Genomic DNA, 15,306 nt, shown 5'->3' with positions numbered 1-15,306 from the left:
TCTTTTCGCCTCAGCTCCAGGTGCGGTCCCAGGAATACTCGTTGTCCCAGTGATCCGTGGGCTGCCAGATGTCGGTGACACCCGGCTGCAGATGCTGCGAGATCACCTCGTCGACGACGTCGTCAATCCCCAGGCCCGGTTTGTCCGGAACAGTGATAAAGCCGTCCTTCACGAGCGGCTTGGAAACGCCGGCGACGATATCGTCCCACCAGTCGACGTCGGCAGAGTGGTATTCGAGCGCCATGAAGTTTTCAGTCGCGGTCGCGACATGTGCCGCGGCCATTGCGGCGATTGGACTTTCGGCCATATGGATGGCCATGGCAACGCCGTGATCCTGCGCCATGTCGCCGATCTTCTTGGTCTCCAGAATGCCCCCGCTGGTGAGCAGGTCCGGGTGGATAAGGGAGAGGCCGCCGCTCTTGAGCAGAGGCTCGAAGCCCTCCTTAAGGTAGATATCCTCGCCGGTGCAGATCGGCACCGTGGTGGCGGCCTGCAGTTGTCGGTACTGCTCGGAGTACTGCCATGGGATCACATCCTCGAGCCAGGCTGGCACGTATTTTTCAATCCGCCTGGCGAGGCGAATACCGTTCTGCAGTGAGATGTGGCCGACATGGTCGATGGCGAGCGGAACATCCATGCCGATAATTTCGCGAACCTCGGCAATGTACTGCTCAAGCAGGTCGAGGCCCTTGTCGGAAAAGTGGAGGCCAGTAAACGGGTGGGGGACATTATGCAAATCATACGCGGCATTGCGGGCGCGCCGCTCCTCCGTGGTCTTGACCGGGCCGCGGCCGGGGTGGACGCGGTACCCTTCAAGTGAGCCGGCAGGGGATACGACCGCACCGGGTACATCCGCGATCTGCATCAGCCCCAGATCCATCTTGAGGAAGGTGAAGCCAAGCGCCATGCGCTGCTTGAGGCGCTTGCCGGTCTCGGTGCCGCTCGGCACGGTCGCATCGGTATCGCAATAGAGGCGCACCTTCTCCCGAAACCGGCCGCCAAGCATCTGATAGATGGGCACGCCATAGGCCTTGCCGGCGAGATCCCACAACGCGATTTCGACCGCCGAGACGCCGCCGCCTTGCCGGCCGTGCCCACCGAACTGCTTGATCCGGCGAAACAGGCGGTCGATGTCGCAAGGGTTCTCGCCAAGCAGCCGGCTCTTCAGCATCAGCGCGTAGGTGGCGCTGGCGCCATCGCGCACTTCGCCAAGTCCGACGATGCCCTGATTGGTGTAAATCTTGAGCAGGGTTGAGGTGAACGGCGCGCCGACGATTTCGGCTACCCGCATGTCGGTGATGCGAAGCTGAGATGGCCTGGAGTTCGCGTTCACCCGATTGAGCGCCTCGTCGGCGCCACCTGTCTTTGCCATGACTTATCCTCGTTTTCGGCTTGTCGCCCCGTACCCTGGGCATAGAGTGTTGCTAGCCCAGCTCAATCTCGTGGGCCTGCAGATAGTCGCGGTCCATCTCAATACCGAGACCAGGCTTCGACGTCAGCTTGAGGCTGCCGTTCGAAATGTCGAGTGGTCTGTCGATCAGGTGATCGTATTTGCCCAGGTTCCACTCCGACGTTTCGAGTTTGTAGAAGTTGGGGACGGTCATCATCACCTGTGCTCCCGCAACCACATTGATCGGTCCCGCGGCGTCATGTGGCGAGACCGGGACGTAGTAGGCTTCGCATAGGGCAGAAATTTTCTTGAGTTCGGTAATGCCGCCGGTCCAGGTGACGTCGGGCATGATGTAGTCGGCGAGCTTGTTCTCAAGTACCGGCACGAAATCCCACTTCGTGTGGCCGCGCTCGCCCCACGAGATGGCGGTATTGACCTTCTCACGCACCTGCTTGAGGGCGTTAAGGCTCTCGGGCGGGCAGGGCTCCTCAAACCAGTCGATCTGACCGGCTTCCTCGAGGCTCCGACAGAGGCGAATGGCGGTGGGAACGTCGAAGCGGCCGTGGGCATCGATGAGAATGTCGACATCGGGTCCCGCCGTTTCACGGATCAGAGCCGTGAGTTCGGCGGCTTCGCGCTCGTCCTTGCGGGTCATGCTGCCATCGAGGTAGCCGTCCCGCTGTTCGCGAGGCAGACCATCGGCGCTGCGACCCTGGTGCGGGTAAGGATCGAACTTGAGCGCAGTGTGTCCGGACTCGACAATGTCTAGAATTTCGCGGACCACGGCTTCCTTGCTCGTGAATTTGGCTTGGTTGGGATGGGTGTAGAGCGCGATTTCATCGCGTACTGGTCCGCCCAGCAGCTCGTAAATCGGCTTACCAAGGACTTTGCCCCGGATGTCCCAGAGGGCAATATCGATGGCGCTCACGCATTCGACGGCGGCGCCGCGGCTGCCCATGTAGGTGAAGCTGCGGAAGATCTTGTGCCAGAGATGCTCGATACGCGCTGGATCCTCGCCTGTCACGGCGACACCGATCTGCCGCAGGATCGTGCAGAGAGCGCGGTTGGCGAGCCTTGTGGTGGTGGTGATCTCTCCCCAGCCACTCACTCCCTCGTCGGTCGTCACTTCGACGAACAGGAACTCTCCCCAATAAGAAGCATCGGACTTGATCAGCCACGGCCGAATGCTCGTGATTTTCATCTCAACAACCTTTGTCTGAGAATGGTCAGCCTAACGAGGTTCTGGACTGGACATTCTATCCGGCCCGGGCGGCGTTGCGCGCACGCATCTGTTCGAGAATATGCCGGCCCGAGCCCTCGACATGGCGGGAGACGAGTTCGGCCGCCTTGTCGGCCTCTCCCGCCTTTACGAGCGCGATGAGCTCGCGGTGCTCGCGCATGATCGCGGCACGTCGCGCCAGCGTGAAGTTGAAACGACGGCTCACGGCTCGCAGCACTTCGCGATGCTTCCACCAAAGCTCGGCGGCGTGGCGGTTATAGTGCCGCTGGTACATCACGGTGTGGAAAGCGGTATCCAGCTCACTGTGCCTGAATGTGTCGGCGAAGTTGTTCTCTTCAATCAGGCCTTGGAGACGTTCGAGTTCGGCAATGTCCTCGCCGGTAGCCATATTCACAAACCATCGTGTCAGGGCTGGCTCGATCAGAACACCGATCTCGTAGATATCCCGGACAAAATCCTGATCAATGGGTCGGACGCGTGCCCCGCGGTTGGCGACAAAGATGACAAAGCCTTCGCCGCGCAACAGCTGCAGGGCCTCGCGCACAGGATTGGTCGAGGTGCCGTGACGCCGGGCGAGATCGGTGACCACAAGCCGTTCGTTGGCGGCGAGCCGTCCCTCGATGATGTCTTCCCTGATCAATTCATAAAGCGAGGCGCCCTCGCTGGAGGCTCCGATGGGATCGGTGCCCACAGGTGGCATAGCTTTGAAATCGCTTATTTCGGCCAAGGCCGGCTCCGTAACTTAATACATACCTTGCCCGATATCACACACGGCTTTCGCAAACAATGTACGATCCTGCGCGTTGACAGGCAATCCATGATCTGAAAACGTACCAAGGGATCGAGAGGATACATTGAGCATTCTCGCGATCGAAACGAGCAAGGACCGCTTTGCCTTGGCGCAGGGCGGCATGGGAGAACCAGGGAGGATACCTATGACGAGGATTACGCTCGGCAGTGCGATCCTGCGCGGCACTGTCGTCACTGCTTTGATGGCATCCCTGATGCCCACATCGGCGCTGGCTGCGCCACCGGTCGACCTCAGCAAGTGGTCGCCGGAATATGTGCGCTCCATCGCCGGCACACAGGATTTTGACACGGCGGCCGATTGCGCCAAGGTCACCCCGCTCGACTACAAGGGGCGGCTGACTTTCTGGTATCAGGGCGTGTTCGAGGGCGACCCCGACCTCCTGCGCCAGTACTATAAGGATTTCTTCGAGACCTTCCGCAAAACCTATCCGAACATCCAGCTCGAGGAACAAGCCCTCACCTATAACGACCTTCTCGACAAGTTCCGCACGGCGCTCCTGGGCAATGCCGCGCCGATGGCGGTCCGCCTGCAAATCCTGGGTGGTACCGAGTTCGCCTCAAAGGGCTATCTGGCGCCGCTCAAGCCAGAGGATGTGGGGTATTCGACCGAGGATTTCTGGCCCGGCGCCATGAAGGCCGTGACCTGGGAGGGCGTGACCTACGGCATTCCGACCAACAACGAGACGATGGCGTTCATCTGGAACGCCGACATCTTCAAGCGTGCGGGCCTCGATCCGGACAAGGCTCCGGCAACCTGGGAAGACGTCGTCAAATATTCCAAGCAGATCCACGACAAGCTCGGCATTGCCGGCTACGGCCTCGTGGCGCGCAAGAATGCCGGCAATACGCCGTACCGTTTCATGCCACAGCTGTGGGCCTATGGCGGCGGCGTCTTCGACGAAGCCACCGCGAATCCGACCTATGAGCAGGTCCAGCTCGATAGTCCCCAGAGCAAGGCGGCGCTGCAAGCCTCCTACGACATGTATGTTCGCGACAAGTCGGTTCCGGTTTCGGCGCTCACCAACCAGCAGGCCGATAACCAGCCCCTGTTCGTCGCCGGCCAGCTCGGCATGATGATCTCGCACCCGTCCGATTACAACGTCATGCTCGACCTGCAGAAAAAGGCGACGGGCACCGACAAGGACAAGGCGCAGACAGTCATCGACAACATGCGCTACGGCCTGATTCCAACTGGCCCCGACGGCAAGCGCGCCGTCGTGTTCGGCGGCTCGAACATTCACATCCTGAAGCCCGAATATGTCGAGGGCGGCAAGGTAGACGAGCCGGCTGCGAAAGCTATCATCTGCATGTGGACGAGCCCTGAATGGTCGCTGAAGATGGCCTACGCCGGCTCGAACCCGGGCAACCTTAACGGCTTCAAGACCAAGTGGATGAAGGAACGTCTGGACAACATCAAGTTCCTCGACGTCACCACCTCGATGCTGCCATACGGCATTCCGTTCCCAGCGCTACCGCAGGCCCCCGAGATCATGAACATCATCATCCCGGACATGCTACAGAATGCCCTGACCGGAGCAATGACCGTCGACGAGGCAGCGGACGACGCGGCCAAGAAGGTAAAAGACCTGATGGGCGGACTCTAGTCCAAGCCTGACCTACGACCTGACCGGCTGCGCTGCTGGCGCAGCCGCCTCGTTCCGAAGAATAAAGGCACGCCACAAGTGACGATCGTGACCGGCAAGGCCGAGGCTCGCCGAAAATTGCAACCTGGCAGGTCCGGCGCGCTGCGGAAGATCTGGGAGCATCGTGCGGACTACGCGTATGTGCTCCCAGCGATCGCCGTGATGCTCATCGTCATCGCCTATCCGATCTACTACACGGTCGAGCTGTCGTTCTTTAAGACACCGCCCGGTCTGCAGCTCCGTGACAAGACGTTCATCGGCTTCGACAATTACACGACCATCCTCACAAGTCAGGTATTCTGGAAAGTCACCTGGAACACACTGATCTGGACACTGGGGTCAACTTTCATCTCCTTTATCCTGGGGTTTGCCACAGCGCTGGCGCTCCACCGCGACTTCATCGGCCGTGGTGTCTTGCGCGCTATCCTGATCATCCCTTGGGTCATCAGCGCCGTCGCCGCCTCCTATATCTGGAAGTGGATCTACCATTCGGACTTCGGGATCATCGGCGCGGTGCTGGTCGGCCTTGGATTGGCCGACCAGCCGCCGAATTTCATCGACAATGTCAGCACGGTGCTGCCCTCCCTGATCGTCGTCAATATCTGGCGCGAGTTTCCGTTTGCCATGATCATGATGATGGCCGGCCTGCAGACAGTCCCCGACCAATTGCTGCGCGCCGCAAAAGTCGACGGTGCCAATGCATGGCAGCGCTTCTGGCACGTCACCTTCCCGCACTTGCGCAACGTCTCGGTGGTGACGATGCTGCTGCTCGCGGTGGCCAACTTCAATTCCTTCATCATCCCCTGGATCATGACCGGCGGTGGGCCGTCGAATGCATCGCACATCTGGATAACCCACATTTATGAGCTCGCCTTCGGACGGCAGCGCTGGGGCGTGGCATCGGCCTATTCGGTGCTCCTGTTCCTCACGCTGATGACGCTGGGCTACTTCTACGTCCGTGCGTTAAGCGGCAACGAGCGGAAAGAGGGGAGCGCATGAGCACGATTGCCGAGCCAGCCCCTCGAGCCCAGACCCGTCGCCGCATACGCGTCGACGGATGGCGGTGGGCCGGGCGCATCTTCCTCGTGTTCATGCTGCTTTATACTGCGTTGCCGATGATCTGGATGCTGATCACCTCGATCAAGTCCGGATTCGCGGCTACGCAATTCCCGCCGCAATGGTGGCCGGACGAGCCTACCCTCGCCAGCTACCAGAAACTGCTCGATCCGCAGAACAGTGTCGGCCAGGACTTCCTCCGCTTCTTCTGGAACAGCCTTTTCGTGTCGACCGTCACGACAATCCTTTCGGTGATCGTGGCTGTCCCTGCGGCCTACGCGTTTTCGCGCTTCAGTTTCCCCGGCCGGAATTTCCTGTTCTTTGCCGTGCTGCTGCGCAACATGTTCCCGGCGGTGATCTTTCTCGTGCCACTCTTCATCCTGATGCGCGCGATCGGTCTGATAAACACGCATGGCTCGCTGATCCTCACCTATCTCACCTTCGGCCTGCCGCTGGCGATCTGGCTGCTCAAGGGCTTTTACGACAACATCCCGGTGCAGCTTGAGCAGGCGGCGCGCATCGATGGCGCAACACGGTTCCAGGCCTTCATCATGATCGTGATGCCGCTCTCGACGCCGGGGATCATCGCCACCGCAATCTATTCCTTCATCGGCGCCTGGAACGAATACATCTACGCCTACACCTTCCTCTCCAAGAACGAGCAGTTGACCCTGCCGGTCGGCATCCAGCGCTTCTTCTCGGAAAATACGACGGACTTTCCGGGACTGATGGCGGCCAGCTTCATGATGAGCGTGCCCGTCGTGGTGCTGTTCCTGGTTCTGCAACGATACTTTGTACGCGCCCTTACAGAAGGCGCGGTCAAGCACTAGGGAGTTGCCGATGGCCCATGTGGTCCTCCAAGATCTCGTCAAGAGCTATGGCGGCTTCAAAGCTGTCAACCACGTCTCGCTGACGGTCAATGACGGCGAGTTCGTTGCGCTCGTCGGCCCTTCAGGCTGCGGCAAGACAACCACACTTAATCTCGTCGCCGGGCTGACCCCGATCACATCGGGCGACATCATCATCGGGGAGCGGGTGGTCAACGACCTCGACCCCAAGGACCGGGACATCGCAATGGTGTTCCAGAACTACGCGCTCTACCCGCAGAAATCGGTCTACAAGAACCTCGCGTTCCCGCTTCAGATGCGCAAACTCCCCAGGGACGAGATCGACAAGAAGGTCAAGGAAGCGGCGCGGGTGCTCGATATGACGCATCTGCTCGAGCGCAAGCCGCGCGAACTTTCGGGCGGGCAGCAGCAGCGTGTGGCCCTTGGCCGTGCCCTCGTTCGCGACCCTGCGGTGTTCCTCATGGACGAGCCACTGTCTAACCTCGATGCCAAACTGCGCGTGCAGATGCGGTCGGAGATCAAGCGTTTCCACCAGGACCTCAAGGCGACGATCATCTATGTGACGCACGACCAGCTCGAAGCGGTGACCATGGCTGACAAGATGGCGGTGATGAATGGCGGCTACCTGCAGCAATACGATTCACCGGCGCAGGTCTTTGCCCATCCGGTGAACATGTTCGTCGCCAGCTTCATCGGCAGCCCGGCGATGAGCCTTATTCCGCTGGAGGCATCGACGGCAAACGGCAACACGGTGTTGACCGGCGCCGAGGGCTGGCGCCTTGAGCTCTCGCCGCGCAATGCCCAGAAGGTCGCGAGAGCGACGACCAAGAAAGTCGTGCTCGGCGCACGTCACTCGACGATCAAGCTCCACAAGAGCGCGGTCCCCGGTTCCATTCCGGCCAAGGCCTACACGGTGGAACCGACCGGAGACGTCACCTTCGTGCAGGCGTTCCTGTCCGGCGCCATCGTCAACGTCAGCGTGCCGCCGAACATTGCCGTCTCGCCCGACGAGCAGATCTGGCTCGAGTTCGACCAGGAGCGGATGCATCTGTTCGACGGCGAAACTGAAATGGCCCTCAAAGCCAACTGAGATAGGGCCGATGCGTGTGAAACGTGGGCGTGGATGACTGAGAAGCTTAAGATCACCGCGATCAAGCCCTATCCGGTTTGGGTAGGAACGCGCAACCAGATGCTCGTCAAGGTCGAGACCAACCAGGGCATCTTCGGCTGGGGCGAGAGCGGCTTGAGCGGTCGCGAGAGGGCCGTGGCCGGCGCGGTCGAGCACTATCGCGAGTTTCTCATCGGCCGCGACCCGATGCAGATCGGGCGGATCTGGCAGGAGGTTTACCGCAGCCAGTACTTCGAAGGCGGGCGAGTCCTGCAGGCGGCAATTTCCGCCATCGACATCGCCCTTCACGACATCAAGGGCAAGGCGCTGGGCGTGCCGGTCTACGAGCTGCTGGGCGGCAAGCAGCGCGACCGCGTCCCCACCTTCGCCTCGACCGGCGACGAGGCCGAGGGCGATGTTGCCATCGAACGGGCCCGCGAACTACGCGCACAGGGGTGGCGGGCGATCCGCTTCTTCCCCTTTGGGCAAAACAGCAAGGACATCTTCGAGCCGCGCGAGTCGATCGGCGCTACTGCGGGTATGCTGAACAAGGCGCGCGAGGCGCTGGGCGACGACGCCGTTCTCGGCATCGACTATCATCATCGGCTGTCGGTGGCAGAGGCGGCGAGCTTCTGCAACAAGCTCGGCCGCGGCGTGCTTGATTTCCTTGAGGAGCCGATACGGGACGAGACGCCGGAGGCCTATGAATCGCTACGCACGATGACCGACATCCCCTTTGCCATCGGCGAGGAATTTGCCAGCAAGTGGCAGTTCCTGCCCTACATCGAGCGCGGCATCCACCAGTTCAACCGGCTCGATGTTTGCAATGTCGGCGGGCTCACCGAGGCGATGAAGGTCGCTGGCTGGAGCGAGGCGCACTATGTGGACCTGATGCCGCACAATCCCCTTGGTCCAGTGTGCACGGCCGCGACCGTGCATCTTGCCGCCGCGGTACCCAACTTCGCGTGGCTCGAGACCAGGGCGCCCGAAACAAAGCTGGGCTTCGACAATTCCGACTTCTTTCCCGTCCAACCACGGCTTGACGGGACCGACTATCCGGTCGGCGATCTGCCGGGGCTCGGCGTCGAGGTCAACGAAGTGGCGGTCCAGGCGCAGAGTTTGCGTTTCTGGGAAGCGCCTCACCTTAAGCGCCGCGATGGTTCTGTTACGAATTGGTAGTTCCATTCATCCGGAGTCCACAATGACGCATACTTCCGACATCACGCGGCCGCCTAAAGACCTGATCGACGCGCTGAGGGAGATTGGCGCCGCGACGGTTGCAGGCACGCTTGGCCACATGGGCTTCCGCAATCCGCACATGGTCGGTCCGGTGGCGCAAAACCACGGGAAGTCGATCGTCGGGCCGGCGTTGACGCTGCAGTTCCTGCCGCAGCGGCCGGACCTCTTCACCGAGGGAGAATATGCCGATCCGGAGACGCAACTGCACCGGCACGTGCTCTATCACGCGCAGGAGGGCGATGTGGTCGTGGTCGACGCGCGCGGCGACATGAGCTCGGGCGTCTTCGGCGATATGATGTCGACGTATTTCAAGGGCAGGGGTGGGGCGGGTATCGTCATCGACGGGTGCATGCGCGACCGGCCCAATGTCGAAAAGCTCGATCTGCCTCTATGGCTGCGCGGCTGGACGCCAAACTATCATGTGCAGACCAGCATCTATCCCAATGCCGTCAACGTTCCGATTGCCTGCGGCGGTGTCACGGTGATCCCCGGCGACATCATCGTCGCCGACGACGACGGGGTGGTGGTGCTTCCCGTCGCAATGGCCCCGAAGGTGATCGAAGAATCACAGAAGCATCACGATTGGGAGGAGTTCTCGCGAGCGAAGCTCATGGAGGGCGGGCCGTTGCAACGCTACTATCCGCTGCATGACGATGCCCGCGGGGAGTACGAGGAGTGGCGCAAAACAAACCGCCTGGAGAACCCGAGTTAGCGCATGGATTACCTCGTGGCGGGCGGCAGAGTTTCTGGCGGCATCGCCACGGTGCTTCCGCAGAGGGCCGACGTCGGCGGCGAAGTGCCGCTTGGAGAAGCCTTCTGGGCGTGAATTGAACCATGTATCGCCAACTCCCAAGCTGGCTCGGTCATTCACTCACTTGCCAGGGAGGCGTGCATTTTCTGGCGCGGTACCCAGTTCCGACCGTATCAGGCGCCTTGGTCTCATCCATTCGCCGCGCGCTTTTTCGGACAGTACCAGTCCATGGCCAAGTCGATCGGGCGCATAGGCGTAGCCGTCCCGGATTTCGATGGGCTGTTCCACCAGATGATCGAAGTTCTGAAACGAATATTCCAGCCATTCGACTTCCGGAAGCGCGACCGCCATGTGCACGCCGATCTCCAGAAAGGTGTTGCCGATGCTGACCGGGATGCCGAACTCGGCGGCCAGCCAACCGATGCGCATAACATCGGTGACTTGACCGTGGACATTCAGGATGTCGGCTGCGTGGGCTTCCAGAAGAAGCCGTTTGCCTTGAAGATCCAGATACTCGCCGCTGTTGATCTGAGTCCATGTCATTGCCTGCCTGAGCATTCTCAATCCTTCGTGGTCGTGACGCAGGATTGGATCCTCGACCCAGAGAAGATCGTGGCCGGCATCGCGGATCGCCACCAATTTCATTAGCGCTTCCTTCGAGGACCACGCCTCGTTCGGGTCGATCATGATTTTCGAGCCTGCCGGCACGCAGGTTTTCAACAGTTCCAGGCGCCGCAGATCGCGATCGAAATCCGGGTGGCCGACCTTGATCTTGAAAGCGGAATAGCCAAGCGACGCCGCGTGGGAAAACAAGGAAACGAAGTCATCATCGTCGAGGTGGAAATCGAGGCCACTGGCGTAGGCTTTCACACGGTTGCGGCGACTGCCGAGCAGCACCTGAAGGGGCAGGCCAGCTTCCTTTGCCGCAAGGTCCCAAAGCGCCACCTGGACCGCTTCATGAAAAGGCAGGGAGTACGCCCGCTGATTGCCGCCGCGCGGGCGGTTCACACGATGAACCAGCGCGATCGCCTTGTGTCCTTTCAGGGTCGGCCAAACCTCGTTTTCGAAAACGGTCTCAATCTCAGTCTGGTCGGGCAGGGGATTGAAGAGCGTCTGGATGAAGCCCAGTCCCACCTCACCACTTTTCGAAACGAGTTCCAGCGCGGCGACGTTCACATCGTCGGCTCGAACCTGACTGTCCCCGATTACCCGGTCGCGGGCGAACTGAAATCGGGTTATACGAAAATGCGAAAGGCTCATCACCGGGGCTTTCTGATCGTTTAGTATAAGTTACTGATCTATCAGCTAAGATGTCTCAGTACCGAATCAACGGAGGTGCCGCAAGTGGCGGGCAAAGCAAAAGCCATCTCTCATACCCTAGTGGCGGCCACCCGTATGAGCGATGTTGCCTACGAACGAATTCTGGAACGCTTGTTCGACAGGCGCGTTCCGGTCGGGGCATTCGTTTCGCAGAGCGAACTGTCCGCGATTGTCGACGTGCCCGTCGCTCCGCTTCGTGACGCTCTGCGCAAGCTCGAGGCGGAAGGAATTCTCACCATCCATCCACGCTCCGGAATCCAGTTCATTAAACCTGCCATGGAGCTCACGCGCGCCACCTACCAATTCCGCGCCATCATCGAGCGTTCGGCAATTCGCGTCTTTGCCGAGCAGGGCGATGAAGCCGTCATGAATGCCTTGGAAATGCGGCACTCCCGGCTGGTTCGGCGCATCGAACGGGAGGGTGTGGGAAAGGAGCAACTGGAGGAGATGGATGCGCTGGAGGGAGAGCTGCATGGCGCAATCATCAGCGCACTGCGCAATCCCTTGATCGATAGCACCTATCGGCGCATGCACAATTACCTCCGTCTGTTGCGGCTGGACAGCAAACTCACCTCGCCGATCATGATCCGGACGCTCAAGGAGCACCTCGACATCCTTGAGGCTTGCAGCACCAGGAATGCCGACGCGGCCGAAGCAAAGCTGCAGTCCCATTTCCAGGCGGCCATGCAGCGGAACCTGGGTCTGGTCTGACACATCGTCGTTTGCCATTTGCTCTCCGGCGCGGTTGCACGGCTTGGGAAATGATGTTACCCAACACTTCAACTGATCGATCAGTCTGGTGATCTGATATCTTGGAGGAGGTCGCATGCGGTTGAACAAGAGGCAGTTTCTCGTGGGTTCGGCGGCCCTGGCGATGGCAGGTCACATCGGCGGCGCCCGTGCCGCGAGTGCCATCAGTTACTGGCACCACTTCACCAGTCAGTCGGAAATGGCCAGCTTGCTCAAGATCATCGGATTGTTTCAGGCAGCGAACGCAGATGTGGCGGTGACCCAGGAGAACATCCCGAACTCGGAATATATGGCCAAGGTTTCATCGGCCGTGCTGGCCGGTGGGCGTCCCGATACCGCCATGGTGATCGCCGAGCGCTTCGCCGATCTTACCGCGATGGAGGGATTGATCGATCTTACCGAGCGCGTGAATGGGTGGGAGGGCAAGGCGAACTTTCCCGACAATCGCTGGACCGGGCTTTCCAGCAATGGCGCCATTTATGCGGTTCCCGCCTTCGCCTTCGTTGACTGGATGTACTACCGCGCAGACTATTTCGAGGAAGCTGGACTGGCGGGGCCACCCCGAAATTTCGACGAATTCCTTCAGGCATCCCGCAAACTGACCAATCCTTCGAAGGGCAGGTATGGCTTCGGCATGCGCGCCGGCGCCGGCGGTTTCAAATATGTCATCGATGTCATGGAGGCGTTCGGCTCGCCGATCGTCAAGGATGGGCAGCCGGCCATCGACAGGGCCGCGGCGATTGAGGCGATAACGTTCTATTCCGATCTCTTCCTGAAGGAAAAGGTCGTGCCGCCGAGCGCGCCCCACGACAGCTACCGTCAGATCATGGAGGCCTTCCGCACCGGGCAGACTGCGATGGTGTGGCATCATACCGGTTCGCTGAACGAAATCTCGAGTGCAATGAAGCAGGGCGAACAATTCTCGACCGCGCCGATGCCGGCCGGTCCGAAGGCGCATGTCGCTCGCGTCGCGTACGCCGGCAACGGCGTCATGAAGGAAGACAATATCGAGGCTGCCTGGCGGTGGGTGAGTTTCTGGGGCCAAACGGACGCTGCCCTGGCCCTGCTCGAGGGGACCGGCTATTTTCCGGCCTCCGCCGCTGCGCTGCAGGATCAGCGGATCACCGGCAATCCGATCTATAATGCGGCGACGGAAACGCTCAAGTTCGGACGCCTGCCGAACAATTTCGTCGGCGCCGCAGGCTGGTCCGAAAATGTCGTCAATCCCGCTTTCCAGTCGGTGCTGACGGGTCAGTCGACGCCGGAAAAGGCAGTGGACCGCATGATCCAGGGCCTGGAGGCGGCGCTCCGCTGATCCCCGGACGTGCAGCCGTGCTCAGAACGCAACGGGACGGTGCTTTCGCATCGCAGATTCATGATAATAGGCTCGAGCAGATATCTGCCTATGCGGGCTCTCGGCGAACTGTCCGAGACCCGATACTGGATGTATTTGCTGCTCCTTCCCAGCTTCGCCCTTATCCTGCTCGTGATCGCCTATCCGACGCTTTACGGCATGGCAATCAGCTTTCGCGAGATGCGTCTGACGCGTCCCGGGTTGGATGGCTGGGTCGGCTTCAAACATTATCTAGCGATGTGGTCAGACCCGGTCTTCTGGATCGCATTGAAGAACACCGTCGTGTGGGTTGCTGCCGCGGTCGTGCTGGAACTATCGCTTGGTCTTCTCGCCGCGACAGCTCTCAACAGGGATTTGCCGGGCACGAAAATCTTCGCCGTGCTCATCCTGCTTCCCTACTTCCTACCCAATGTCGTAGCGGGTCATATGTGGGCCTTGCTGCTCGATCCGCGGCTCGGAGTCATCAACGACCTTCTTGTCCGGCTAGGCGTCCTGCAGGCCTACAAGGCATGGTTTGCTGATCCCAATACTGCGCTTGCGGCGACCATTCTCGTCGAGGCCTGGCATGGGTTTCCATTCTTCGCGCTGCTACTGCTCGCGGGCCTGAAGGGTATTCCCGAGGATCTCTACAGGGCAGCGGCGGTCGACGGCGCAGGCCTGGCGGCACAACTCAGGCTGATCACCTTGCCCATGCTCAAGACCGTCATCGCGGCGGCAGTGATCCTGCGCGTCATCGGTCTGGTCAATTCGCCCGATCTGCTCCTCATTCTCACCGGTGGCGGACCGGGAGATGCCACGCAAGTGCTGTCGTTGTATGCCTTTCAGACCGCCTACAAGGAATTCAATTTCGGCTACGCATCCGCCCTGTCGGTGGTGATGTTCGTGACCCTGATGATCTTCGCGGCCGGGTATATCCGCATCTCCAGGATTACCAAAGGACAGGGCGATGATTGAAAGCAAGCGTCACCGGCGGATGATCGCGAACATCGCCACCTACATCGCGCTCGCAAGCCTGACGGTGTTCTGCATCGGTCCGATGATCTGGATGTTCCTGACATCCCTCAAATATGAGGCCGACATTGTCACCCAGACGATGCAGTACCTCCCGAGCCGCGTTACCTTCGACAATTATGTCGCCATCTGGACGCAGTCAGGTTTCCCACGGCTTATAGGCAACAGCCTCGTCGTTACCTTGCTGACGGTGACGATCTGCGTCGTCACGGGCACGCTTGCTGCCTATGCATTTTCTCGCTTCGCGTTTCGAGGCCGAGATCAGCTCATGCTCGGCTATCTTGTCGTTCGCATGTTTCCCGCGGTCATGATGATCATTCCCCTTTATGTTGTTATGCGCGGTGTGGGGCTCGTCGACAGCCGTTTCGGCCTAGCGCTTGCCTATACGAGTTTCCTGCTACCGCTGTTCGTGTGGATGCTCAAGGGGTTCTTCGATTCCGCACCTAAGGAACTCGAGAGCGCGGCTCGCATCGACGGCTCGACAAGGCTTGGCGCCATGGTCCGTATCGTCATGCCCCTTGCGCGGAACGGCCTGGTCGCAAGTTCGGTGTTCATTGCCATCGCGGCCTGGAATGAGTTCCTGTTCGCCCTGATGCTCACGACCGGGCAGGGGTCTCGCACCTGGCCCGTGGGCCTGCAACTGATGGTCGGAGAGTTCCAGCTCCCTTGGGGCGTTCTGGCGGCAGGCGGCATTCTCAGCATCATCCCGGTCATCGTGCTCTTCGCGATTGTCCAGCGAACCATGGTTCAGGGGCTGACCGCAGGCGCCATCAAAGGCTAGGAGTA

The 15,306-nt window shown here is 60.3% G+C and carries 14 protein-coding genes; 10 read left to right on the top strand and 4 right to left on the bottom strand.

The window, feature by feature from the left end:
* Positions 1-10 precede the first annotated feature (10 nt).
* The 3 genes from NKH63_RS25140 to NKH63_RS25130 are packed head-to-tail and all read right to left on the bottom strand — an operon-like array spanning position 11 to position 3,357.
* Positions 11-1,372, bottom strand: coding sequence for a mandelate racemase/muconate lactonizing enzyme family protein (locus NKH63_RS25140; protein WP_352791888.1), 1,362 nt, complete (start codon positions 1,370-1,372; stop codon positions 11-13).
* A gap of 52 nt (positions 1,373-1,424) precedes the next feature.
* Complete coding sequence (locus NKH63_RS25135) at positions 1,425-2,591, bottom strand: mandelate racemase/muconate lactonizing enzyme family protein (protein WP_023721828.1); 1,167 nt, start codon at positions 2,589-2,591, stop codon at positions 1,425-1,427.
* 55 nt (positions 2,592-2,646) lie between these two features.
* A complete protein-coding gene (locus tag NKH63_RS25130) occupies positions 2,647-3,357 on the bottom strand; it encodes a GntR family transcriptional regulator (protein ID WP_023721827.1) in 711 nt (236 codons plus the stop codon).
* A gap of 208 nt (positions 3,358-3,565) precedes the next feature.
* On the opposite strand from NKH63_RS25130, the gene NKH63_RS25125 reads away from it, so the two are divergent.
* The 6 genes from NKH63_RS25125 to NKH63_RS25100 all read left to right on the top strand — a co-directional run bounded on the left by NKH63_RS25125 (position 3,566) and on the right by NKH63_RS25100 (position 10,046).
* Positions 3,566-5,044, top strand: coding sequence for an ABC transporter substrate-binding protein (locus NKH63_RS25125; RefSeq protein ID WP_352919045.1), 1,479 nt, complete (start codon positions 3,566-3,568; stop codon positions 5,042-5,044).
* 78 nt (positions 5,045-5,122) lie between these two features.
* Positions 5,123-6,082, top strand: coding sequence for a carbohydrate ABC transporter permease (locus NKH63_RS25120; protein ID WP_352919043.1), 960 nt, complete (start codon positions 5,123-5,125; stop codon positions 6,080-6,082).
* On the top strand, positions 6,079-6,969 hold the full coding sequence (locus NKH63_RS25115) for a carbohydrate ABC transporter permease (protein ID WP_352919041.1): 891 nt from the start codon (positions 6,079-6,081) through the stop codon (positions 6,967-6,969). The genes NKH63_RS25120 and NKH63_RS25115 overlap by 4 nt, the downstream gene beginning before the upstream one ends.
* 10 nt (positions 6,970-6,979) lie before the next feature.
* The gene (locus tag NKH63_RS25110; protein WP_352591046.1) at positions 6,980-8,077 is read left to right on the top strand and encodes an ABC transporter ATP-binding protein; all 1,098 of its coding nucleotides are present in this window, start codon (positions 6,980-6,982) and stop codon (positions 8,075-8,077) included.
* Between the two features lie 33 nt (positions 8,078-8,110).
* Positions 8,111-9,274 carry a mandelate racemase/muconate lactonizing enzyme family protein gene (locus tag NKH63_RS25105; protein WP_352919040.1) on the top strand — a complete coding sequence of 388 codons (1,164 nt, stop codon included), beginning with the start codon at positions 8,111-8,113 and terminating at the stop codon, positions 9,272-9,274.
* A gap of 22 nt (positions 9,275-9,296) precedes the next feature.
* Positions 9,297-10,046 (top strand): ribonuclease activity regulator RraA, encoded by a 750-nt coding sequence (locus NKH63_RS25100; protein ID WP_352919038.1) that lies wholly within the window; start codon positions 9,297-9,299, stop codon positions 10,044-10,046.
* A 159-nt stretch (positions 10,047-10,205) separates the two neighbouring features.
* Here NKH63_RS25100 and NKH63_RS25095 read toward each other — a convergent pair whose 3' ends face one another.
* Positions 10,206-11,345, bottom strand: coding sequence for a mandelate racemase/muconate lactonizing enzyme family protein (locus NKH63_RS25095; protein ID WP_352919036.1), 1,140 nt, complete (start codon positions 11,343-11,345; stop codon positions 10,206-10,208).
* A 135-nt stretch (positions 11,346-11,480) separates the two neighbouring features.
* On the opposite strand from NKH63_RS25095, the gene NKH63_RS25090 reads away from it, so the two are divergent.
* From NKH63_RS25090 to NKH63_RS25075, 4 genes are all read left to right on the top strand, one after another.
* Positions 11,481-12,116: a GntR family transcriptional regulator gene (locus NKH63_RS25090; protein ID WP_502896360.1), complete on the top strand. Its 636-nt coding sequence runs from the start codon at positions 11,481-11,483 to the stop codon at positions 12,114-12,116.
* Between the two features lie 115 nt (positions 12,117-12,231).
* The gene (locus tag NKH63_RS25085; protein WP_352919032.1) at positions 12,232-13,470 is read left to right on the top strand and encodes an ABC transporter substrate-binding protein; all 1,239 of its coding nucleotides are present in this window, start codon (positions 12,232-12,234) and stop codon (positions 13,468-13,470) included.
* Positions 13,471-13,599: 129 nt separating this feature from the next.
* Positions 13,600-14,463, top strand: a complete 864-nt coding sequence (locus NKH63_RS25080) for a carbohydrate ABC transporter permease (RefSeq protein WP_352919030.1) — start codon at positions 13,600-13,602, stop codon at positions 14,461-14,463.
* Positions 14,456-15,301 carry a carbohydrate ABC transporter permease gene (locus NKH63_RS25075; protein ID WP_352643938.1) on the top strand — a complete coding sequence of 282 codons (846 nt, stop codon included), beginning with the start codon at positions 14,456-14,458 and terminating at the stop codon, positions 15,299-15,301. Before NKH63_RS25080 ends, NKH63_RS25075 begins: the two co-directional genes overlap by 8 nt.
* The last annotated feature ends 5 nt before the right edge of the window (positions 15,302-15,306 follow it).

Source organism: Mesorhizobium sp. M0960 (assembly GCF_040319055.1).
GTDB lineage: Bacteria > Pseudomonadota > Alphaproteobacteria > Rhizobiales > Rhizobiaceae > Mesorhizobium.
Note: the sequence above shows the minus strand (reverse complement) of the source record. Positions and strands in the feature narration are given on the sequence as shown.

Bases quoted from the DNA above. Each gene is read 5' to 3' on its own strand.
- NKH63_RS25140 (WP_352791888.1), bottom strand. From the start codon at position 1,372: ATGGCAAAGACAGGTGGCGCCGACGAGGCGCTCAATCGGGTGAACGCG.
- NKH63_RS25135 (WP_023721828.1), bottom strand. From the start codon at position 2,591: ATGAAAATCACGAGCATTCGGCCGTGGCTGATCAAGTCCGATGCTTCT.
- NKH63_RS25125 (WP_352919045.1), top strand. From the start codon at position 3,566: ATGACGAGGATTACGCTCGGCAGTGCGATCCTGCGCGGCACTGTCGTC.
- NKH63_RS25115 (WP_352919041.1), top strand. From the start codon at position 6,079: ATGAGCACGATTGCCGAGCCAGCCCCTCGAGCCCAGACCCGTCGCCGC.
- NKH63_RS25110 (WP_352591046.1), top strand. From the start codon at position 6,980: ATGGCCCATGTGGTCCTCCAAGATCTCGTCAAGAGCTATGGCGGCTTC.
- NKH63_RS25105 (WP_352919040.1), top strand. From the start codon at position 8,111: ATGACTGAGAAGCTTAAGATCACCGCGATCAAGCCCTATCCGGTTTGG.
- NKH63_RS25100 (WP_352919038.1), top strand. From the start codon at position 9,297: ATGACGCATACTTCCGACATCACGCGGCCGCCTAAAGACCTGATCGAC.
- NKH63_RS25095 (WP_352919036.1), bottom strand. From the start codon at position 11,345: ATGAGCCTTTCGCATTTTCGTATAACCCGATTTCAGTTCGCCCGCGAC.
- NKH63_RS25090 (WP_502896360.1), top strand. From the start codon at position 11,481: ATGAGCGATGTTGCCTACGAACGAATTCTGGAACGCTTGTTCGACAGG.
- NKH63_RS25085 (WP_352919032.1), top strand. From the start codon at position 12,232: ATGCGGTTGAACAAGAGGCAGTTTCTCGTGGGTTCGGCGGCCCTGGCG.
- NKH63_RS25080 (WP_352919030.1), top strand. From the start codon at position 13,600: ATGTATTTGCTGCTCCTTCCCAGCTTCGCCCTTATCCTGCTCGTGATC.
- NKH63_RS25075 (WP_352643938.1), top strand. From the start codon at position 14,456: ATGATTGAAAGCAAGCGTCACCGGCGGATGATCGCGAACATCGCCACC.